Raw genomic sequence first — 22,777 nt, 5'->3', positions numbered from 1 at the left:
AGATTCTTCATGGCGCTACCCACCGCAGTCCGATACGAGATGCCCACCGAGTTTCCGCAGAATCGGGTCGACTGGACTCTCGATCCTTCCCGCGCGGTATTGCTTCTGCACGACATGCAGGAGTATTTCGTGAACGCGTACGACCGAAGCGTCGACCCGCTCCGAACCGTGGTTCCGAATATCGATCGCCTTCGCTCGTCGGCGCGAGCTGCCGGAATCCCGATCGTCTACACCGCGCAACCCGGAGATCAGGATCCCGAGGAGCGCGCGTTGCTGTCGGATTTCTGGGGACCGGGACTAAAGGCAGATCCCGCTCACACCGACGTGATCGCCGAGTTGGCTCCGCATCCGGACGACGTGATGCTCACAAAATGGCGCTACAGCGCCTTCATCAAGACGGACCTGCGTGAACGGCTGCGTGAGGGTGGTCGTGACCAGCTGATCATCACCGGAATCTATGCCCACATCGGCTGCCTGACTACCGCTTTGGACGGGTTCATGCAAGACGTGCAGATCTTCTTCGTGGGTGACGCGGTGGCCGACTTCTCCCTCGACGAGCATGTCGGTGCACTCGAGTACGCGGCCGGGCGCTGCGCCTCGGTCACCCGAACCGACGACCTGGTCAAGGCGATGAGCGCGGAAACGGTTTCGGCGTAGGAGTGAACGGCGACGGGTGCGCCACCCGTCGCCGTATTGTCAGGTGTGTGAAGACTTTGTTGGTGGTTCACCACTCGCCCTCGCCGACAACCCACGAATTGTTGGATGCAGTCCTCGCGGGCGCTCGCGATCCCGAGATCGAGGGTGTGGAGGTGAAGGTAGTGCCGGCGTTGGCGGCGACGGTGCCCGACGTACTCGCTGCTGACGGCTATCTTTTCGGTACCACCGCAAACTTCGGTTACATGTCGGGTGCGCTGAAATACTTCTTCGACACCACGTACTACCAATGCCTCGGCGCGGTGTCGGATCGGCCGTACGGCCTGTGGGTTCACGGCAACAACGACACTGCCGGTGCCGTGTCGTCGGTGCGCAAGCTCGCCACCGGGCTCGGATTGGTCGCGGTGGCGGATCCGCTCGAAGTGACTGTGAGCGTGGACAAATCCGTCCGCGATGGTTGTTATGAACTGGGCGGAACTGTAGCAGCAACGCTGATGGACTAGCCTTCACTTTTCTCGTTTCGGTTCACGAAAGAGATTGTCCTGCAAGCGGTTGTAGCAGCGTGCGTTCTCTTGTGAACGCGTCGGGAGCCATCGGAATTCGGGTCACCGGCGAGGCGGATTCCCCGATTCCTCGCCATTTAGTTTAGGCTACCCAAAACGACGTTAGGTCACCCTTGGGTGACGTGTGTCCACAGACGAGGGGATCAGTGTGAGCGTTCTTCCAGGTTCGAACTCCGGAGCGGCAAACGAAGCTACGTTTGCTCTCACAGGAGCTCAACTCGGGATTTGGAACGCGCAGAGGCTTGATCCCGAATCTCGGAGCTACCTCGTCGGTGAGGTGCTCGAAATCTCGGGCGACGAACCGATCGACACCGACCTTCTGACGGCCGCAATCACGGCGACGATCGGTGAAGCCGAAACCATGCGGCTGCGGATGGTGGAGACAGTCGACGGCCCGCGTCAGTACATCTCCGACGAACCGGTGGGCGCCATCCCCGTCACCGATGTCCGTGACGAGCGCGATCCCGTAGCCGTGGCACACGCATTGGTCGACGCCGAGCGTAGCCGGGCGTCCGAGTACTGCCGCTTGATGGTGGAGCGTCCGCTGTACACGTACTCGCTGATCAGGCTCTCCGATCGCGAAATCTGGTGCATCCAGCTCTATCACCACCTGATCGTCGACGGATACAGCGCAGCCATGATTTCGCGCCGTGTCGCTGCGCACTACACGGCCGCGAAGAAGGGAACCGAGGTCGCGCCAACGCGATTCGGTTCTATGACCGATCTGGTCAGCGAGGACGAGGCGTACCGGGCGGGCGAGCAGTTCGCGGAAGATCGTGACTACTGGCGTGATGTCCTGACGCCGTTGCCCGCGTTGGACGGGCGCGGCCAGCAGGTCGCCGGTCCGGCGGAACGAACGATCCAGGTTCGTGAGGTCATCAGTGCCGACGCCCTCGGCCGCCTCAAAGAGGTGGCAGACGCGACGGGAACAACGTGGGCCGAGGCGTTGATCGCCTGCTACGGCGCGTTTCTCCACCGATTGCTGGGTGAGACGGATGTTGTCATCGCGATGCCACTCATGGCGCGCGTTGGGCGCACGGCACTCAAGACCCCGGCCATGGCAGTCAACGTTCTGCCTCTCCGGTTGACAATTCGCAGCCACGATCGTCTCGGTTACCTGAGCAAGCAGGTAGCCGCCACGATGAAAAGCCTGCGCGCGCACCAGCGCTACCGCGGTGAGAATCTTGCTCGGGACCTGGGCGTCGCGGGCACCGGCGCACTCCTTCACGGGATCGGAATCAATCTCAAGGCTTTCGACTTCGCCCTCGACTTCGCCGGCGCTGTGGGCGTACTGCGTAACGTCGCCGGAGGTCCGCCGGAGGACCTGGGTTTGACGGTCACCCCCATAGCGGACGGCGAAGTCCTACTCGGATTCGAAGTGGACGCGCGTACCAATACTCGGGATTCGGTTCAGCGACGCCTCGCCGGTTTCGTGAGCATCGTGAACGCGATGGTGGGGGAGCAAGATCCTGCCGTCGGACAGGTGCAGATGATGCCGGCACCCGAGGCTGCGCGGATCCTTGCCGGCCGTGAGACCGAACCTGTGCCTGGCTCCGTCGAGCTCGTCCCCGACGTCTTCGACCGCATCGTCGCCGATCATGCGGATGACACGGTCCTCGTGTGCGGTGAGGAACGTTTGACAGGCGCAGAACTCGGTGGCCGCGTCCACCGGCTTGCGCGGCTGCTTCGCGCTCGCGACGTCGGCCCGGACGACATTGTCGGACTTGCACTTCCGCGAACGTCCGAGATGGTCGTCGCGCTGCTCGCGACATTGAGCGCGGGCGCAGCGTACGTGGCCTTGGATCCGCAGCACCCGGCTGAGCGATTGCGGGACTTGGTCGACGACGCGCAACCGAAGGTGGTGCTCACCACTTCCACACTGGCCGGGAAACTCGTCGGAGATTCGCGGCCCGTCCCGCTCGCACTCGATTCCGATGCCGCGCGAGAAGAACTCCGTGCCAATTCCGAGCTTCCACTCGAACTCGGTGAACTGGCGACACCGCGGCATGGTGATCACCTGGCGTACGTCATCTACACCTCTGGATCGACCGGCAAGCCAAAGGGTGTGTTGGTCAGAAGTGGTGGATTGGCGCATCTGCTTCACCACCACCGCGCCACTATGTACCGGGAAACTGCCGAGCGAGTCGGAAACCGGCAACTGCACACCGCGCACACGGCGTCGTTCGCCTTCGACGCGTCTCTCGATCAGCTGTTGTGGCTGCTGTGTGGTCATCGGGTTCATGTGTACGACGAAGAACTCCAGAAGGACGCTGTTGCCCTGGTCGCGGCGTTCGAGCGAGATCGCGTCGACGTGGTCGACACGACGCCGTCGATGGCGGCAGCGATGGTGGACAACGGATTGCTGCGCACGCAGCGGCTGCAACTGCTTGTCGTGGGCGGCGAAGCGGCACCGCCCGCACTGTGGGACGCGATCATCGAATCCGGTGTTCCGGCTCGAAACCTGTACGGTCCCACCGAAACGACGGTCGATGCGATCGCGACCACGGTCGAAGGCGCCGGACCGCGTATCGGGTACCCCCTTGCGGGTACCCGTGCGTACCTGCTCGACAGCGCGCTCGAGCCGGTCGCCGACGGTGAACGAGGTGAGCTCTATCTGGCCGGACCGCAATTGGCCAGGGGATACCTCGGCCGCGCCGCCGCAACCTCCGAGCGTTTCGTCGCCGATCCTTTCGGTGCTCCGGGAGATCTGATGTACCGCGCTGGGGACGTCGCGCGCTGGGTACCGGGGCGGGGCTACGACTTCATCGGTCGTAGCGACAAGCAGGTGAAGATCCGCGGACATCGTGTCGAGTTGAGCGAGGTCGAAGCTGTTCTCGGATCGGTGCCCGGAATCGGCGCGGCTGCCGCGCTGATCCGTACGGACGGAGGACGGCCCAGCCTGGTCGGCTACGTTGTCGCCGCTGTCGGCGCGACGCTTCCGCCGCAGGAAGAGCTACGCCGAGACCTCGCCGGTCGTGTACCGGACCATCTGGTTCCGGCCGCAATCGTCGTTCTCGACGAACTACCCGTCACGGTGAACGGAAAGCTCGATCGTGCGGCACTACCCGCCCCGGCTACCGAGTCGGAAGGTCGCGCTGCGTCCACACCGCACGAAGAAATTCTCTGTGACGTGGTGGCCGAGGTGCTCGGCCGCGAACGCGTCGGCGTGGACGAGGACTTCTTCGGCCTCGGTGGTGACAGCATCACGGCAATCAGCGTCAGCAGTCGCCTGCGGGTGCGCGGGCTGGTCGTGGCTCCCAAAGAGCTTCTTGCACAGCGAGATCTGGGAACAATTGCCGCTGCAGCGCGCAAGATTGCCGATGACGCCGACGTCGCAGCTACGGTCGCGGACGTGGCGACCGGCACGGTGATCGCTCCGCCGATCGTTCGGGCACTGATCGACAAGAATCCGACAGACGAGGCAATCGCGGGCTACGCGCAGTGGACTGCGGTGCGCATCGACGACGACCTCTCGCTGGATGACCTGCAGTCCGGCGTACAGACGGTCCTCGATCACCACGACGCTCTCCGTCTGCTCCTGCGGCGTGACAACGACAGCGGCACTGCTGAATTGATCGTCCGCGACGCGGGCGCGGTGCGTAGCGAAGGGCTCGTTCGCGAGGTGTCCGACAGCCCCGAACCGCTCCGGATCAGAGAGCTCGCAGAGGCGGCGGCAGCGAGTCTCGATCCACGCGCCGGTGAACTCTTGCACGTTGTGCTGGTGAGGACTGAGGCCGGTCGGCCCGATCAATTGATCGTGGTGGCTCACCATTTGATCGTCGACGGTGTGTCCTGGCGAATTCTGCTTCCCGATCTCCACGAAGCCACCGATGCTGCACGCGAGCGCAGGTCCGCCCGGTTGGCTGCCGGCGGCACTTCGTGGCGTCGATACGCGGGGTTGCTCGCAGAATTCGGGACCTCGGGCAGCAGGGCATCAGAGCTGGAGCACTGGAAGTCCGCATCGGTGCAGGCGGACGACGAGCCGATCGGCAGCCGTCGTCTCGACCCGGACATCGACGTGACCGCAACAGCTTCCCGCACGACAACTGTTGCGCCCCCGGCGGTCACCGACGCGCTGTTGACCACGCTTCCGGCGGCGTATCGAGCCAAGACCGACGAAGTGCTTCTTGCTGGTTTGATGCTTGCAGTGCGCTCGTGGCAGCACGGTCGCGGCCTGACCGGGTTGCCCGCGCAGACCGTCACCGTCGAAGGCCACGGCCGCGACGCGCTCACCAGCGACACCGACTTCGCCGGAACCATCGGGTGGTTCACCAGCGAATTCCCGGTTCGGGTTCCCACCGAAGCACTGCTGACCGCCGACGATCTTTCCGACGCGCTCAGCGGCGGAGCAGCTGCCGGGCATCTGCTTCGGGCGGTGAAGGAGGCAAAACGCGCCGTGCCTGGAGGTGGCGTCGGCTACGGAGTTCTGCGGCACCTGGATCCCGAAACCGCACCTGATCTTTCCGCGTGCGCTACTCCCGAACTGCTGCTCAACTATCTCGGCCGCTTCCCGTCCCTGCCCGGAACCGGATGGCGATTGCCGGAACAGGATGCATTCGCGGTTATCGAACCGGCGACCAAGGCTATGTCGGAAGTGCTGGCGCTCAACGCATTCGTCCGCGAGGATGGCGAGACGACGCTGGCAGTCGAATGGACTGCGGCGGGTTCAGTGCTTGACGACGCGACGATCGTCGAGCTGCAAGAGCATTGGGAACGTGCGCTCGCTGCCCTGACCGCGCATGCCGCGCTCTTCGAGGGTGGTTTGACGCCTTCCGATTGCTCGGCGACGATCTTCGGCCAGGGCGCGCTGGTCGATCAGGCAGGGATCGACGAACTCGAAGCCGTCCACGGACCGCTTGCCGACGTACTTCCGTTGTCGCCGCTTCAAGAAGGTCTCCTGTTCCACGCGGTCCGCGACGGCGCGGCAGATGTTTACACGCTTACTGCACGCTTCGACCTTTCCGGCCCCTTGGACGAAGGAAAGCTGGCCGACGCGTTCGAGACGGTGATCGACAGGCACCCGAACTTGCGCGCCGCTTTCCACTACGAGCAGTTCGAACGTCCCGTTCAAGTCATTCCGCGCGGTGCAGGAGTCGAGTGGCGTTCGGTCGACCTGACCTCCGTTCCAGCTGCCACCGCATTCCGCTCTGCAGCTCAGCTCGAGGACGAGGCCGCCGAGCATGTCTTCGACGTCAGTTCGCCGCCACTTCTGCGCGCTCTACTGATCCGGCTGCCCGGTGGGGTGCACAGACTCGTTCTCAACGCGCATCATCTGCTCACGGACGGGTGGTCGACGCCGATCGTCCTGCGCGAGTTGATGAACGTCTACCATGACGGCGATGCGCACCTCCCGTCGCCGACTCCGTATCGCGACTACTTGGCGTGGATCTCCGGCCGGGATCAGGACTCTGCCCGTGCAGTGTGGAGCGAGCGTTTACGTGGGCTCGCCGCGCCGACTCTCGTTGCCGACATAGGGGCGCCGCGAAGTGTGCCCGTCGCGCTCGAAGTTCCACTTGCGGCATCGGACGCCGATGCGTTGATCGAACTCGGCCGTGCGCGAGCGCTGACGATCAACACGCTGGTCCAGGGCGCGTGGGCGGCAACGCTCGCCGAGGCGACGGGACAGTGGGACGTCGTGTTCGGGGCCACCGTGTCAGGTCGACCTGCCGAACTCGCCGGAGTGGAGGGGATGGTCGGGTTGTTCAGCAACACGATTCCGGCCCGCCTCGACATCGCCGCGAACGAGCCTTTGCTGGAACAGTTCGTGGGGCTGCAGAACGCGCAATTCGACATCGTGGACGTCGAGCACACCAGTTTGGCCGAGATCGAACGCATCGCCGGGATCGGTCAACTGTTCGACACGCTCCTGGTATTCGAGAACTTCCCGAACTCCGGTGCGGGACAGCCTGCGTCGCACACACTTCGGGTCGAGGGATTCACCAACCGCGGAGTCACGCACTATCCGATGACGTTGATGGCACCGCCGAGCACCGGTCTGGATCTGGTCCTGTACCACGATCCGGCGGTTGTCTCCGAAGCCACGGCGCAGCGAACGGTCGCTCGGCTCGCCGAGATCCTGCGTGGTTTGTTGACCGAACCGACAGCTCCCGCATCCGCGGTGCTGACGGTTGTCCGACAGACACGCCGCGTTGCCGATGCAACGGCCGCCACGAAGAGGGCCGACGAGCAACGTCAGGCGATCGACGCCGATCCCGCGGTCGTCGATGCGGTGTGTGCCTGTGTTGCAACGGTATTGGAGCTTTCCGACGTCGATCCAGGAGACAATTTCTTCACTCTCGGTGGTCACTCGCTCACTGCGATGAGGTTGGTGGGCAGTCTGCGGAAGCTGGGCATCCGCGTCGTCGTCTCGGATGTGTTCGACACCCCGACCCCCCTCGGTCTTGCCGCGGCCGCCCGCGTCGATCAGAAGAAGTTCTCGCCGGATTCGGTCGCTGTCGTTGATCGACCTACAGTGAACGCGGCGACGTTCCGCTCCCCGGCAGCGGCTGGAAATCCTGATCACGAGCGGTACTGGGTTCGCACGCTTGCGGGCCTGCCCCTCGAAACGGACCTTCCCTACGATCGCTCGCGCGGCGAAGAGTACCGCCCGCACACCTACGTTCGTCAGTTACGCGATGCTCGGTTCGGTGACGGATCAAGATTCGACGCGGTGCTGTTGGCCGCCGTGGCGGCGACGCTGAACGGCTTCGGCGGTGGTCGGGACCTTGCGGTCGGGCTGTCCTCGGACGAGACGGACACCCTGATTCGGATCGACCTGTCCGGCCGGCCGCACATTGCCGATGTTGTTCGACGAGTCGAAGACGCAGTGTCCGAGGCACGCGCGCATTCCGATGTCAGCCTCGACCGAATCGCCGATCTACTCGGACGTCCTACCAGCAGCCTCTTCGCTGCCCGCGTCGGTCACTCGCCCGGTAAGAGCGTCGACCTCGAGTTCGTCCGAACTGCAACAGAACTTCGATTGACGGTTGATGCCGGGCTGTTCGACGCCGCCACCGCAGACGCACTGCTCGACGGTGTGATCGCGGTTCTGAGCCACGAAAACAGCACCGTCGTCGCGGATCTCCGGCTGCCGGAGAGCAAGTCGGACCGTGACCCGGACCGACGCGCGACGTCGCCTGCCGGAATTTCGCAGTTGTTCGCCCGACAGGTCAGCCGTCACCCCGACGACGTCGCGGTAGTCTTCGGTGAGGTCGGAATTACCTACGGGGAACTGTCGGCGCGGGTCGACGAGTTGGCTCGCGAACTGCTCGCGGCCGGCGCAGGGCCTGAGAAGGTAGTCGCCGTCGCGCTCGATCGAGATGCGGATCTGGTGGCCGGACTGCTCGCGGTACTGCGCATCGGCGCGGCGTACCTGCCACTCGACGTCGACTACCCGACTGAGCGGCTCGAGTTCATGATCGAGGACGCGTCGCCGGTGTGTGTCCTGACCAGTATCGACAGCGCAGGTCAACTTCCGTCGACGGTCGCCACGAGCGTCTTCGTGGACGGTGAGTTCACCAACTCGGGCGTCGTGCTTCCTCCGGCGCCTGCGGCGGGTGATCACCTCGCCTACATGATCCACACCTCCGGTTCGACGGGTCGCCCCAAGGGCGTGATGGTCTCGACGGGCAACCTCGCGGCCTTCGCGGACACGGTAGTCGAGGATCGCTGGATCAGGCCGGGCGATCGCATCGTGGCGGTGACAACGGTGTCGTTCGACATCGCGGCACTCGAGTTGCTGTGCCCGCTCGCAGCGGGCGCCACGGTCGTCATCGCGGACCGCCGGACGGTTCGCGACCCGGATGCGTTGTTGGCGTTGATCATCGCGAGTGATGCGACAGTGATGCAGGCGACGCCGGCACTGTGGCGAGTGGTCACCGAACATGAGGATGCGCCCCGCCTCGCCGCGGTGCGCGCCTTGGTGGGAGGGGAAGCACTCCCACAGGATCTTGCCGACGATCTGGTGGCCAACGCTGCTTCGGTCCGGAATGTCTACGGACCCACCGAGGCCACGGTGTGGGCGACATCTTCGGTCATCACGACCGGTGACCCAGTCACGATCGGTCGACCCTGGACCGATGTGCACGTACGAATCCTCGACGACGACCTGCGCGAGGTTCCGGAAGGCGTTGCGGGCGAGCTGTACCTGGGCGGTGCGCAGGTGGTTCGCGGATACCTGAACCGCCCCGATCTGACCGTCGCTCGGTTCGTCGCCGATCCTTCTCTGCCGGGGGCACGCCTCTACCGCACCGGAGATCTGGTCCGACGCAGGCGAGGGGTTTTGCACTTCCTGCGCCGTGCGGACGATCAGGTGAAGGTCCGCGGTTTCCGCATCGAGCTCGGCGAGGTCGAAGGCGCACTCGGATCGGTAGCCGGTGTGTTCCGCGCGGCAGCCACCGTCCGCGTCGATGCGGCGGGTACCGGAAGTCTGCACGGATACGTGGTTCCCGAAGGTGCAACCGCGCTCGATTCGGTACTGGTGCGCAAGGAGATTGCGCGGCTCCTACCCGAACACATGGTGCCGCAGACCATCACGGTTCTCGAGGCACTACCGCTCACCCTCAACGGGAAGGTAGACCGCAAGGCATTGCCCGACACCGCGCCGGATCGTGTGCCGAGCCCTCTCGTAGCCGTCGATACGGATCGACGGGCACGGCTCGAGTCGCTGAGCCCGGGCTGGCAGGATGTGCTACCGCTCGGTCCCTTGCAGGAAGGCATGTACTTCCAGTCGGTTCTGGACGGTGCCGGCGGTACGGATGTTTATCACATGCAGCCGCGATTCGAGTTCTCCGCCGATGCCGCCGTCGACGTTCGCTCACTCCGCGCAGCGGGGGATGCGCTCTTGCGGCGCTATCCGAACTTGCGGGCCGGATTCACACACGCCGGGTTCGATGCTCCGGTGCAGTTCGTGCCCAGGGAAGCCGAAATGCCTTTCCGTGAGATCGATCTGAGCGCTGTCGCACCCGAGGACTTGGATATCGAGGTCCGCGCAGTCGACGAGGCCGAATTCGGCAGGCTGTTCGACTTGAGTGCGCCGCCACTCATTCGAATGGTGTTGGTCTGGTTGCCAGGTGGGGGAGCGCACCTCGTCTTCACTCAGCACCACCTGCTGACCGACGGTTGGTCGCAGACCTTGATGTACGCGGAGTTGTTTGCGCTCTACGAGTTTGCTCGCACTCACGGCACGGACCCGGTTGGACTCGACGGCGCGCTCGACAAGCCTGCGGACTTCCGTGATCACCTGCGATGGATCGCCGAATCGGATCGCACGGACGCCCTCTCGTCGTGGAAGGACTACCTCGCGGATCTCGAGCAGCCCACACTCGTGGGTGGTACGGGATCAGGTGGGCGGGCTCCGTTGCCGGTGTTCACCCGCGTTCAGCTCGAGCAGAGCGTCACCGAGGCAGTTCGCGAGCTGGCCAGACGTAGCGGCGTGACCCTGTCCACCGTCGTCTCTGCGGCGTGGGGCCTGGCCTTGCGTGCTGTGACGGGCCGAGACGACGTCGTCTTCGGATCCACGGTCTCGGGACGTTCGCCCGAGGTCGAGGGCGCCGACCGAATGGTGGGCCTGGCGCTCAACACCATTCCGGTGCGTGTCCGCGTACGGCCAGGTGAGGAGATCCCGGCGCTGCTCGGTCGCCTGTTCCGCGAGCAGGGTTCGCTGCTCGAGCATCACTTTCTGGGGCTCGGTGACGTACAGCGAAGCGCAGGGTTCGCCACGCTCTTCGACACGCTCTACGTTTTCCGCAACACCCCGCGCGACGAACAGGCACGTCGAGACACGTTCGGGCGCAGCGGAATCGTCGGGTTCGATGCGGTGGACGGCACTCACTATGCGCTCACGCTCGATGTGGACCCGGGTGTCGGGGATGCGGCGATGGCGCTCACACTCGAAAACCGCCCCGACCTGATTCCGCACGACGTGGCTGAGGACGTCCTGTCACGCACCATCACGATTCTCGAAGTGATGGCGACATCCGACACGGCTACGGTGGCGGACACGACGATTCCGCTTTCGAGCACTCCCGCGGAATTCGCTTCACAGCACGTCGTGATGCCGCGGCCGGACCAGGCGGGCGGCAGCGTGGACGCCTTGCTCCGCGAAAGGGCGGTGGCCACACCCGACGACACTGCACTGGTCTTCGGTGACGTCACGCTGAGCGCGGCCGAGATGAACTCTCGGGTGGACAGACTGGCACGGCTACTCGCCTCGGTGCTGGGGCAGTCGGCGCCAGGCGGGGGTCCGACCCGTGTTGTGGCGCTCGCACTTCCGCGTACCGCCGATCACGTCGTAGCGATCTTCGCCGTCATGAGGACCGGAGCGGCATATCTTCCCTTGGATCTGGCTCACCCGCCGGCACGCCTGCGCGAACTGATCCTCGACAGCGATGCTGCGCTGGTGGTCACCACGACTCAGATGCGTGACCTCGTTGTTCCCGATGGACAGGCGTGTCTGGTCCTCGACGACCCGGACGTAACCGGGGTACTCGACGGGCAGGCTCCGGCACCAGTCGTCGACGAGGCCGCGGTATGCGGGCCGACTTCACCGGATCAGCCTGCCTACGTCATCTACACCTCGGGCAGTACCGGAAAACCCAAGGGCGTCGTCGTCGGTCATCGCGGGTTGACGACGATGTATCACAATCACAAGGCCGAGATCTTCACTCCGACGGAGAACAGCGCTGGTGGTCGACGTTTGCGCATCGCGCACACAGTCTCGTTCTCGTTCGACATGTCGTGGGAAGAACTGTTCTGGTTGCTCGCCGGGCATGAAGTTCACGTGATCGACGAGCAGGCGCGACTGGACCCCGTGTCTCTGGTGAAGCACTACCGCGAAGTCGGGATCGACGTCGTGAACGTAACCCCCTCGTATGCACGGGAACTGATGGCCGCCGGTCTCCTCGACGGTGAGCGGACGCCTGTGTTGGTGATGCTCGGCGGAGAAGCTGTGCCTGCCGAACTGTGGTCGCGACTGCGCGATCAGGACGGTGTCGACGGGTACGACCTTTACGGACCGACCGAGTTCACGATCAATGCGATGGGATCCCCGGTTCAGGGGAGCGAGACACCGTGCTTGGGTCGTCCGATTCTGAACGCGTCTGCGCGGGTACTCGATTCGGGGCTGCGGGAGGTTCCGATCGGAGCGGCGGGCGAGTTGTACATGTCCGGTGACGGAACGGCGATGGGTTACCTCCACCGGACCGCCCTGACCTCCGCTGTGTTCGTTGCAGACCCCTACTCCGTCGGCAGGCGCATGTACCGCACGGGTGATGTCGTACTGCGTCGCCGCGACGGTGAACTCGAATACCTGGGCCGCGCGGACCATCAGGTCAAGATCCGAGGCATTCGAATCGAATTGGGTGAAGTGGAATCCGCGTTGGCGTCGTTGCCGGGAGTGTTGCGAGCGGCAGCGTCAGTCCGAAGCGAAGGCGGCGCGCCGCCGCGACTGGTCGGTTACGTCATCGAAGAACCCGGCGCCGATGCAACCGATCTGCGAGCCGAATTGAGGGAGCGCGTACCGGCACACCTGGTTCCATCGGACATCGTCGTCGTGGATTCCATACCGCTGACGCCCAACGGAAAACTGGACCGGGGTGCGTTGCCGGCGCCCCCTGCCCGAGCGGCGGCCAGAGCACCGCGAACCGAGATGGAAAGGCGCCTGTGCCAGGTCTTTGCGCGGGTACTCGGCGTTGATGCGGTGGATCCCGAAGAGAGTTTCTTCGATCTCGGCGGCGACTCGCTTCGAGCGATGCGGCTCGTGGGGGAGATGGAGCACGACCTGTCGTTGAGCGTCGGTGTAGGAACGCTGATGACCCGTCCGACAGTTGCCGAGCTCGCAGCACACCTTGACGAGCCGGCGTCCGACATCGATCTGAGTCGCGATCACCTGCTGATGCTTCGGGCCGAAGGCAGCGGTGAACCACTGTTCTGCGTGCATCCGGCGGGTGGATTCGCTTGGCCCTTCGCACCTTTGACCGGCGTCCTCGAGGCCGACCGTCCACTGTTCGGCCTCCAATTGCCCACAGTCGCCGGGAAACCACTCGAACCGACGAACGTGGACCAATTGGCAGCGATGTACGTCGACACGATTCGCGGCGTGCAACCGAGCGGGCCGTACCACCTGCTCGGCTACTCGTTCGGTGGCAACGTCGTTGCCGCGATGGCGGCTCAGCTGGTCGATATCGGCGAGACGGTGGAGTTCGTCGGTCTGATCGATACTCATCCACTGGGAGATCGTGACGATCGCGGTCGCGACGATGCAGACGACCGAGATCTGGCCGCCGCCCTGCCACCCGAGATCCTCACTCAGGCACCGGGACTGGTCGAGGCTGTTCTGGCGGGTTTTGATGCCACTCGTTTGCTCGTGGCCCGCTCGACGGACACAACCTACGACGGACCGGTTACTCTGATCACCGCCGACGCCGAGGCGTCCGGACAGCTGCTGGCTGATCGCTGGCGCGGAGTCCGCCGGGACCGGGACATGGCAGTACACCATCTGCCGTACGACCACGCCGGATTGGTGACCCCAGCCGGGTGGGCGGCGATTGCCCCGCTGCTCGACAGCCATCTGTCGAAACGCACGGCCACATAGTTCGAAAACCACACAGTTGAAACACAATGGGAGCTCAATGATGAAGTCCACACCGCCCCTCGCGATACGGAGTTGGCGACGTTTCGTCGCCATCGCAGGGTTGCTGATCGTCGCACTCGTGGCGATGATCGGTTGCAGCAGCGATTCGAACGACGAACCGACCAAGGCTGCAGAGCCCACGACGCGCGTGATCGAGACCGAAAAGGGCTCGGTCACCGTGCCCGCGTCGGCGGAGCGCATCGTGGTTCTGAGTGGCGGTCTCGCCGGATACCTGTACGCCCTGGACGCACCGGTGGTTGCCACCGATACCCGCGTCCTCGGTGTCACGAACCTCGACGGTGGATTCCCGCCGGCATGGTCGGACGCCGCAAAGGCGCAGGGCACCAAGGAATTGCCGGCCGGCGAGCAGCTCAATATCGAGGCCGTCGCGGCGGCTGAACCCGACCTGATCATCGGCGGTGGCCAGGGCATCACCTCGGTTCAGGCCGAGGAACTCTACGACCAGCTGACCGCTATCGCACCCACCGTGTTGGTCCCCAAGACGGTTGCCAACTGGGACAAGCAGCTTGAAATCGTCGCCGACGCCGCGGGCCGTTCCGACCAGGTTCCGGCACTGTTGAGCGCATACGAGGACAAGGTCAAAGAGGTCAAGGGCAAGATCAAGGTTCCCGAGGGCAACGTCGTCTACTTCCTCTCGGTCTCGAGCAACAAGCCGTACCTCGTTCCGCCGACGGCCGCGCTGCCCGCGATGCTCGCCGAGCTCGGTTTCAAGGCCGACGACGTCATGGCCAAGGCCGGCAACCCGCAGCTCTTCGGCTCGGGTGACTCGTTCGAGGTCAGCCCGGAGCTGCTCTCGCAGGTCGCCGATGCGCCTGTCGCCTTTGTCCTTCCGGTGTCCGGTCGCCCGATGGCCGAGCTTGCCACCGATCCGCTCTACTCGCAGTTGCCGTCGTTCAAGGCCGGCACGACGTTCGAGCTCCCCGCCAGCAGCTACCGTCCTGACTACGACGGCGCAATGGCTACGCTCGACCTGATCGGCCAGACCTTCGCATGACTCGATTCGGTGGGCTGGTGATCGATGTTTCACCGCTGCGGACCAGCCGTCCATTCCGGTATGCCTTCTCGGCGCGATTGATCTCGCTGCTCGGGATCGGACTGCTCGTCGTAGCCGTTCCCGCGCAGACATACCAGCTCACCGGGTCGACCTTGCAGGTTGCCGGAGTGTCCACGGCGATGGCCATCGCCATGTTCTTCGGCAGCCTGTTCGGCGGCGTGCTCGCTGATCGCTACGACCGGCGACGCACCATCCAGTTGGCCCGCAGTGCTGCGGGCCTCGGCTTCGTCATTCTCGGCTGCAATGCGCTCTTGCCACACCCGTCGATGTGGGTCATCTACGTCGCGGCAGCTGTCGACGGCTTGGCCGGGGGTGTCAGCAGCTCGGCCCTGATGGCTTTGATGCCGACACTGTTGCCGCGCAACAAGATGGCAGCGGCCGGCGCATTGGTAGCTCTGACCACCGACATCGGGACGATGATCTCGCCGGCAATCGCCGGCGTGATCATCGCCTCCGGTGGCATCCCCGCGACATACTTTGTCGCTGCGGTGGCCACCGCAGCAACGGTCACGTTGTTCCAAGCCATCGGACCTTCGCCTGCACCGGGAACGAATCACGAAAGCCCGATGCGCGCGCTGGTGACCGGCGTGAAATTCGCCGGCACGCACACAGTCATTCGCGGCATTTTGATCAGCGGACTGTTGGTCATGTTCGTCAGCGGCCCGATGGTGTTGCTGCCGGCATTCGTCGACCAGGTTCTCGGCGGTGGACCCACCATGCTCGGTCTGCTCTACGGCGCACCGGCCGTCGGCGCCGTGATCGGTTCGCTCACCAGCGGTTGGACAGGACGAGTCCACCGCAACGGCGCCGCGATGTTGATCTCTGTTGCGCTGATGCCTCTCGGCCTGGTGGTACTGGGTGCGTCGGGAGCAGCACTCGTCGCTTTCCTCGGTCTCGCCGGATTCGGCCTCGGACGCGCCCTCAACGACATTCTGAGATTTGCCGTTCTGCAACAGAACACGCCGGACGAACTGCGCGGTCGCGTCTCCAGTCTGTGGATGGTGCAGGCTGTCACGGGTACGGCGATCGGTTCGATGGCAGCCGGGTTCCTCGGGCAGTGGCTCGAGCCTGGTGCTGCGCTGCTGGCCTTGGGTCTCGCCGGTCTGACATTGGGCCTGGTGCTCCTGGCAATGTTGGGTTCGGTGCGCCGGGTAACTTCGGAGACAGCCGAAGTCGATCACTCCGACATCACCGTGCCGGTGGGGAATGCTCCGCCGGAAAAGGAAGGTAGTTCATGAACCGAGGAGACCACCTCGCGACCATCGCCGAAGTTCTGGCGGGAACCACCGGCGCAAAAGTGCCGTACCCCATCGGCATTCGCGAACTCGAAGTCGTTCGCAGCGAAATGGTCGGATCCGGACTGCTGCGTCTGACTTTGGGAGGACCTGAGTTGGCGGGCTTCGAATCGCACGCTCCCGACGAGCATGTCCGCCTCGTCTACCCGGATGCCGACGGATCTCTGAGACTGCCCGAACGAGACGGATTCAGCCTGAAGTGGCCTCGTCCTCTGCCGATTTCGCGTGAGTACACCGTCCGTCGATACGACGCCGAGGCGGGGGAGTTGGACCTCGACTTCGCACTCCACGACGGTGGGTACGCCTCTGATTGGGCTCAGGCGGCCACCATCGGCACTCGGGTGCACGTGGCAGGTCCGCCCGGTGGCGTCGTGGTTCCGTGGACGTACGACCGCTATCTGCTTGCCGGTGACATCACCGCCCTTCCTGCCATTGCTCGTTGGCTCGAGATGATGCCTGCTGCTGCTGCCGGGTGGGTGTTCGTCGAGATCACCGATCCTTCACAGGAAATCGAACTCACCGTTCCGGAAGGCGTCGAGGTGCGATGGCTGTACCGCGGCGACGTGCCGGCCGGTCACTCCGATCTACTCGAGCAGGCCGTCCGAACGGTCACGGTGCCCGAGGGCGAGCGCGTCTACGCCTGGATCTCCGGTGAGGCCACCAGCCTCAAGCCGATTCGCAGATTCGTGCGCGACGAACTTGGATTGAGTTCGGGCGACCACCTGATCACCGGCTACTGGAAGCGCGGAGTCGCGGACTTCGACGAGGACGACGACGACCACTGAACATTGGTTGCCCCGGCCCCAGCCCTCGGCATCGTCACCGCGACAACGAGTCCGACAATCGCAACGATTGCCGCTACCCCGAAGGCCGTGGCGAATGCCGAGTGTCGGGGAAGGCCGCCGGATGAAGTCGCGCTCGCGATGATCCCGGCGGCAATTTGGGTGCCGACGGCAGAACCCAGCGATCTGGCGATTGTGACTATTGCCGTCGTGACACCTACGCGGTCTGCCGGTGCGCTGTCGGCGGAGATGACGAACACTGCCGTCGACGCGGCCGCAACGCCGGTACCCGCCAGGATCAGCACCACAACGATCTGCCACATCGTGGTTGCAAAGACTCCGACGGCGCCGCTCAGGCCGAGGAGGGCAACTCCCGCTACCGCAATGGCTTTCGTGCCGACCCGTTGTGCGAGCTTTCCGGAGATCACCGACGCGATCACCGCTGCGCCGTAGCCGATGCACAGCAGGATTCCGATGGCACTTGTCGATGCACCGCGGCCGAATCCGCTCGCCGCGGGCGCGGCGAGTTGCTGCGGAAGTAGATAGACAACAGCGCCGTAGGTGAACCCGAAAACCACGCCGACGACCACTGCGCTCCACATCGAACGATGCCGCATCATCGTCAGGTCGACCATCGGCTCGTTTGTCCGGCTCTGATACCTCGCCCAGATCGTGAACACAGACGCAGAGGCGAGAACCAGCAGCATCGACGTCGGTGCGCCCCACCCGTTGCTCGACGCGCTCGCAAGCCACGCGGTCAGCGTCAACAATCCCAGGGCCAATCCACCCGCTCCCGGCCAATCGAGCCGGCTGCCGACGTTCGACATGCGATCTCGTGGTGTGCTCACGGCAAAAGCAATTGCGCCGAGCAAAACGAACGCGGTCGGAACTGCATACATTGCGGTGCGGGAGACGTTTTCGGCGACTGGCCCGGCCAGCACGACTCCCAGAGCGCCGCCCGCCACGACGACGGCACCGAGCAATCCGGTGGCCGTCTTCAGTTGTTCCGAGGACAAAGTGCGTCTTAGGACCACGAAGCTCACGGGCAACAACCCGAGCCCGAATCCCTGGAGAAACTGACCGAGGACGAACAGCGGGAAGATCGTTGCGAGAGCGGACACGCTGCCGCCGAGCACGACGATGGTCGTGATCGCGAGCAATGTGGGACGGGCGCCGTACACGTCGGCTATTCGCCCGGCCATCGGCGTGACGAGAACGGTGCTCAATGTCAGAGCGACGGAGGCGAGCGCTCCGACGTCGGCCGTCACTCCGAAGTCTCGCTGTATCAGGGGGAGTGCGGGGACGATGATGCTTTCGAGAGCGGCGACTGCAGCGATCAGAAGTGTCAGGCTGGCAATTGTTGCAACCGGTCGCTGCTGATGTCCGGTGATGCTCTCAGTGGTCATCGTGCTCTCTTTCGATCGGGGAGTGAGGAGCTTCTCGACGCGACGATGCGTCACCCCGCCAGGAGTCTGGAAGGGTTGTGGCACTGCGTATATCGGTTGGCGCAGTAGCGAGCCTTGATATTTCGTTACGCGTACCGTTATTGTGGAGGAATCTAATCGGATTCGTCAGACAAAGCAAGAGTTGGAGGGGGCGGAAATGGTGCCAAGTATCGCCAGACCGCAACGGGCAGACTTTCGCTGCAGCCGTCGGTCAATGTCAGGTGATGTGACGGTTGGGCCTATTTCTCGTCGAACATGACGCTGATCACCAAAAGGATTCTGCGAGCAGGGAGTTCATCTGCCGGACACATTCAAGGTCCCCGTTTGAATGCCGGGTTTGTTAGCTTTCTGCCTGTGACGCGACGTCACGGAAAGTTCACGAATCACGGAGGATCATCATGGGTTCTATTTCAACGATCATCGGAATCTTCGAGCTCTACAAGCTTCTCGAGCCGCTGCTGAGCTCGCTGAGCTGATTCAAGTGTTATTCCGCTGTCGAGCCGGGGCGCCGAGGGACTCGGCTCGGCAGCGGATCTCGAGGATCCGGCGCGATCAGGACCCGTGGAACGGATGTCGGCACCGGCAGAATTCCATCGCTCCGGTGTAGTGGTCCATCACCAGGATTTCTGCGCACCGAGCGGGTTGGGGTGCGAACCTGAGGCAGCGCTCGATCCAGCCGCGCTCGAGCGAAGGGGCCGGGTGCGCGCAGTTCCCGCATCGGCCGGGACGTTCGGCGACACGTACGGAACCGTGGTGCTCCGGGGGCATGCCAAACATCTTGGTGGTGCGATGATTCCAGGGCAACGGTTCGGCTCGAGCGGAAGCTATGTCACGAAAGCGCCGGCGGCGATATGCGAGGACCGAACGCGTTGAGGCTGCGCTACCTGGCTACCTGGCTCCCTGATAAGCCGATTGCCCAGACTGAGTTTTTTTGGTGCAAGCTGCGGCTACTGCGCTGACGCCCAGAAATTCTCGGACTATCTGGGCAACGATCATGTGGTGGTAACTGCGAACAGAATCCGATCCGGCTCGCGTTGCATACGGGTGATCGCGACGCGGCCCCCGATCCAAGCACCCAGTGCACCAATCGCAACAGCGACAGGGATGGCGAAATAGTTCACCGGGTTCGGTAGCAGCGCCCCGAGTAGAACGCCGGGCGCCGTTGTCGCGGCGAAGATGACGATGGCGAGGATGATCAGTCCGAAGGACGAGCCGTTGAAGGACCCGCGGGTGTTGAAGGAGAACGTCTTCTTCATCTCCGGAACCGGGTAGGGCGCTTTGGCGGATATCGCCACTACCAATCCTGCACCGACTCCCATCATCGAAATGCCGACGGCGATCGGCACGGCCAGTCGGTCGGTCCCGAGGTCCCCGAAGATCCGTACAGCAGCTGTTGCGACGACCACGAAGGGTGTCATCACGATTGCCCACGCGATTTGTCGGCCCCGGACGTCAGCGGCAGCGGCTTCGGGGATCATCACCAGATGCCAGATCGATGCGCCGTCGAATCCGTACAGATTCGATCCGGCTGCCATTGCCAGGTAGATCAGGAACCAGGCACCCCATGCGGCGGAGAAGGGGATCGATGACGAGATCAGCGGTCCGAAGCCAGAGACCAAGGTCATGATGGCAACGGAGAGCAGTTGTGTTCGTCGGCGCATGTCGCCGTGCCAGAGCGAAAGCTCGCGAGAGATGACGGTGCCCAGTCGGGATGCGCGCCAACCGGTTCGAATGTCGCGGCCCTGGTTCTTCAATTGCACGGAAGTGGCGCCCGCTGATTCTGCGACCTTCCCGTTGAAGTAGCGAACGACCAGGCGTTGCCATGACCACAGCAGTGCGAGATCGACCAGCACCAGGGCGAGGACTGCTCCGGCGGCGAGGAGCCAGGCGCCTCCTGCTGCTGCGTCGACACTGGCGATTCCCCACGCGAACGGGATCGAATGCGCGACCGTGAGCGGCCACGTGACGTCGCCGTCCACGACCGTGCCGAGGCGACTCTGCAGCGGAAATTGCAGCAGATACAGCCCGCCGAAGAACGTGCTGAATGCCAACAGTCCCAGTTCGCGGCTGCGACGACTCCGCAGGAGCTGCGACATCGCCAGCATCGCGACCCGTGAGGTGCCGACAATCAGCAGGACCGTTGTGGGCCACGCAACGATCGCCAGAGGCAACGCGGCAGCATGGTGGGTTGCTGCATAGATCGGTATCGCTGCGGCAGCCAACGCGGTGATCGGGACGGTCATACCGACCAGCGACGTCGAGAACAGTGCTCTGGCGAGTCGGACGGGTTCCAGGGGGAGTAGTTGGAAATGTCTGGGGTGAAGATTGTCATCTGACAGACCAGACATGATCGGCATCAAGATCCACATCACGCCGATAGCCGACAGTGCGAGACTGGTTGTGCCGCTGACGAGTTCGGAAGAGCTCGCGCTCGTCCCCGAGGCTTGCAGGCACAGCAGAGCTGCCCCCAGAACGCCGAAGAGTGCTGCCACGACTTTGATGACGGCTCTGCCGCCGGTGAATTGACGTTTGTAGAGGGTCACGCGCATGCGGAGAACAGTGCGCCACAGTGAGGTTGGGGCGCTGCGCGTCGTCGGCAAGCTCGTAATGCTCATGCGCGCATCCATGACAGTCCGTCGGGATTGGGACTGCGGCTGCCGACAAGGCGAACGAATGCCTCGTCGAGTGTGTTGCCTGCGCGCACCTCGTCGACCGTTCCTGAAGCCACGACGCGACCGTCTGCGATGACTCCGATGTGAGTACACAGTTGTTCGACAAGGGCCATCACGTGACTGGAAAGAATGACCGAGCCCCCTGAGTGGACGAACGAGAGCAGAATGCTCCGAATTCCGGCCGAAGAAATAGGGTCGACAGCTTCGAACGGCTCATCCAGCACCAGTAAGCGAGGGCCGTGCAACAGCGCCGAGGCCAACCCGATCTTCTTCGTCATGCCCGCTGAATAGTCGGCGATGACCGTTCCACCTGCATCGGCAAGATCGAGCGCGGCCAACAGTTCGTCGCGTCGTGATGCAATGACGTCCTCGGGCATGCCGCGCAGACGCCCGAAATAGGTGAGCAGTTCGTGACCGGAGAACTGGGCGGGCAGCGCCAAACCGTCGGGTAGAACGCCGAGCAGACTCTTCGCTGCCACTGGGTCGTTCCACACGTCGTAGCCGTACACCAGGCTGCGGCCGTAGTGCGGGCGAAGCAATCCGACTGCCATCGACAGTGTGGTCGTTTTTCCCGCACCGTTCGGCCCCACCAGGCCGAACAACGAACCTGGGGGCACCGCGAGGGAAAGGTCGTTCACAGCAACTTTCGCGCCGAACGCCATGCAGAGGTGTTCCACCTGTAAGGCCATCGGTCCGGGAGGCAACTGTCCTGTCGCGTGCAGAGGGTGCATCGATCGAGGGTAACTGTCCCGAGTGCTCTGTACGGAGACCTTGCGGAGTCATGCAGGCTGCGTGCACCGAATGTCATTTGTAGGGGGCGGGTTGCGGCATGAATCGTTGGTTGGCAAGCGGAGCGGATGGCAGGAGTCGAACCTGCGTGGACGGTTTTGCAGACCGCTGCCTTGCCGCTCGGCCACACCCGCATTGATCCAATTATGTTCGTAGTGAACAACAATCGCCATGATTGTGATCAGAGTGAGTTGATCGCTGTGTGCCAGGCCCTTGGTATAGCAGTGAACTGCCGGGCTAGGAGCGCGAGAACACCGCGACCAGGAATTCGGAATTGTCCTTGAACGGGCGAAGATCCCACGTGGAGAGCAGCAGATCAACCTCGAGACCACTCGTGGTCGCGTCGGCGAGAAACTCGGGGAACTCGTAGCCACGTCCGGCCCCGAATCCGATGACCACTCGGCCGCTCGGAGCGAGATGACGAGCAAATCCTGCCAACACTGCCTGCCTGGTGGACGGGGCGAGAAATGCCATCACATTGCCTGCCGACACGATGACGTCGAAATCCGCCTCGACCCCGCGGGCGGGTAGATCGAGCTCGGCGAGGTCGCCGACAAGCCACGTCGGGCCCGGGTGGTCCTCCTCCGCGGCAGCAATGAGAACCGGGTCGACGTCTACTCCGACAACCACATGACCGACGTCGTGCAGATAACCGCCGAGTCGGCCCGGCCCGCACCCGGCATCGAGAACCCGGCCACTGCGTCCGAGCATCGCGTCGATCAAACGTGCTTCCCCGACAATGTCCTTGCCGTCCGCTCTCATCGAACGGAATCGCTCCACATACCGTGTGGAATGCGTCGAGTCGGCTGCAGTGATCTCTTCCCACTGGCTGGGGACGCGCTCGTTCGGGGCCTGTGCAGTCATTCTTCGA

General features: G+C 63.8%; 11 protein-coding genes and 1 tRNA gene. 7 read left to right on the top strand and 5 right to left on the bottom strand.

Annotation, left to right across the window (positions count from 1 at the left end):
• Window positions 1–9: 9 nt before the first annotated feature.
• The 6 genes from I7X09_RS01105 to I7X09_RS01080 all read left to right on the top strand — a co-directional run bounded on the left by I7X09_RS01105 (window position 10) and on the right by I7X09_RS01080 (window position 17,003).
• Window positions 10–657, top strand: a complete 648-nt coding sequence (locus I7X09_RS01105; RefSeq protein ID WP_200315147.1) for an isochorismatase family protein — start codon at window positions 10–12, stop codon at window positions 655–657.
• 47 nt (window positions 658–704) lie between these two features.
• Window positions 705–1,157 carry a flavodoxin family protein gene (locus I7X09_RS01100; protein ID WP_019748153.1) on the top strand — a complete coding sequence of 151 codons (453 nt, stop codon included), beginning with the start codon at window positions 705–707 and terminating at the stop codon, window positions 1,155–1,157.
• A gap of 184 nt (window positions 1,158–1,341) precedes the next feature.
• Window positions 1,342–13,809, top strand: coding sequence for a non-ribosomal peptide synthetase (locus tag I7X09_RS01095; RefSeq protein WP_200315145.1), 12,468 nt, complete (start codon window positions 1,342–1,344; stop codon window positions 13,807–13,809).
• A gap of 40 nt (window positions 13,810–13,849) precedes the next feature.
• Window positions 13,850–14,863, top strand: coding sequence for a Fe2+-enterobactin ABC transporter substrate-binding protein (locus tag I7X09_RS01090; protein ID WP_095970745.1), 1,014 nt, complete (start codon window positions 13,850–13,852; stop codon window positions 14,861–14,863).
• A complete protein-coding gene (entS, locus tag I7X09_RS01085) occupies window positions 14,860–16,161 on the top strand; it encodes an enterobactin transporter EntS (protein WP_200315143.1) in 1,302 nt (433 codons plus the stop codon). Before I7X09_RS01090 ends, entS begins: the two co-directional genes overlap by 4 nt.
• Entirely contained in the window at window positions 16,158–17,003 is an 846-nt protein-coding gene (locus tag I7X09_RS01080) for a siderophore-interacting protein (protein WP_095970605.1), read from the top strand. Before entS ends, I7X09_RS01080 begins: the two co-directional genes overlap by 4 nt.
• Here I7X09_RS01080 and I7X09_RS01075 read toward each other — a convergent pair.
• Window positions 16,952–18,406: an MFS transporter gene (locus tag I7X09_RS01075; RefSeq protein ID WP_200315136.1), complete on the bottom strand. Its 1,455-nt coding sequence runs from the start codon at window positions 18,404–18,406 to the stop codon at window positions 16,952–16,954. The two genes, I7X09_RS01080 and I7X09_RS01075, sit on opposite strands and share 52 nt — an antisense overlap.
• Before the next feature lie 609 nt (window positions 18,407–19,015).
• Between I7X09_RS01075 and I7X09_RS01070 the strand changes: the two genes are divergently transcribed.
• Window positions 19,016–19,318: a hypothetical protein gene (locus I7X09_RS01070; RefSeq protein ID WP_185564378.1), complete on the top strand. Its 303-nt coding sequence runs from the start codon at window positions 19,016–19,018 to the stop codon at window positions 19,316–19,318.
• Window positions 19,319–19,437: 119 nt separating this feature from the next.
• Here I7X09_RS01070 and I7X09_RS01065 read toward each other — a convergent pair whose 3' ends face one another.
• From I7X09_RS01065 to I7X09_RS01050, 4 genes are all read right to left on the bottom strand, one after another.
• Window positions 19,438–21,060, bottom strand: coding sequence for an ABC transporter permease (locus I7X09_RS01065; protein WP_234036764.1), 1,623 nt, complete (start codon window positions 21,058–21,060; stop codon window positions 19,438–19,440).
• Window positions 21,057–21,848, bottom strand: coding sequence for an ABC transporter ATP-binding protein (locus I7X09_RS01060; protein WP_095970602.1), 792 nt, complete (start codon window positions 21,846–21,848; stop codon window positions 21,057–21,059). Before I7X09_RS01060 ends, I7X09_RS01065 begins: the two co-directional genes overlap by 4 nt.
• A gap of 121 nt (window positions 21,849–21,969) precedes the next feature.
• Window positions 21,970–22,040, bottom strand: a tRNA-Cys gene (locus tag I7X09_RS01055).
• A 103-nt stretch (window positions 22,041–22,143) separates the two neighbouring features.
• The gene (locus I7X09_RS01050) at window positions 22,144–22,770 is read right to left on the bottom strand and encodes a class I SAM-dependent methyltransferase (RefSeq protein ID WP_095970601.1); all 627 of its coding nucleotides are present in this window, start codon (window positions 22,768–22,770) and stop codon (window positions 22,144–22,146) included.
• Window positions 22,771–22,777 lie beyond the last annotated feature (7 nt).

It is taken from the genome of Rhodococcus sp. P-2, from assembly GCF_016598535.1.
GTDB lineage: Bacteria > Actinomycetota > Actinomycetes > Mycobacteriales > Mycobacteriaceae > Rhodococcus_F > Rhodococcus_F baikonurensis.
This window is presented reverse-complemented; position numbering and strand designations above follow the sequence as displayed.

Bases quoted from the DNA above. Each gene is read 5' to 3' on its own strand.
- I7X09_RS01050 (WP_095970601.1), bottom strand. From the start codon at position 22,770: ATGACTGCACAGGCCCCGAACGAGCGCGTCCCCAGCCAGTGGGAAGAG.
- I7X09_RS01090 (WP_095970745.1), top strand. From the start codon at position 13,850: ATGAAGTCCACACCGCCCCTCGCGATACGGAGTTGGCGACGTTTCGTC.
- I7X09_RS01075 (WP_200315136.1), bottom strand. From the start codon at position 18,406: ATGACCACTGAGAGCATCACCGGACATCAGCAGCGACCGGTTGCAACA.
- I7X09_RS01080 (WP_095970605.1), top strand. From the start codon at position 16,158: ATGAACCGAGGAGACCACCTCGCGACCATCGCCGAAGTTCTGGCGGGA.
- I7X09_RS01070 (WP_185564378.1), top strand. From the start codon at position 19,016: ATGTCGGCACCGGCAGAATTCCATCGCTCCGGTGTAGTGGTCCATCAC.
- entS (WP_200315143.1), top strand. From the start codon at position 14,860: ATGACTCGATTCGGTGGGCTGGTGATCGATGTTTCACCGCTGCGGACC.
- I7X09_RS01060 (WP_095970602.1), bottom strand. From the start codon at position 21,848: ATGCACCCTCTGCACGCGACAGGACAGTTGCCTCCCGGACCGATGGCC.
- I7X09_RS01105 (WP_200315147.1), top strand. From the start codon at position 10: ATGGCGCTACCCACCGCAGTCCGATACGAGATGCCCACCGAGTTTCCG.
- I7X09_RS01065 (WP_234036764.1), bottom strand. From the start codon at position 21,060: ATGAGCATTACGAGCTTGCCGACGACGCGCAGCGCCCCAACCTCACTG.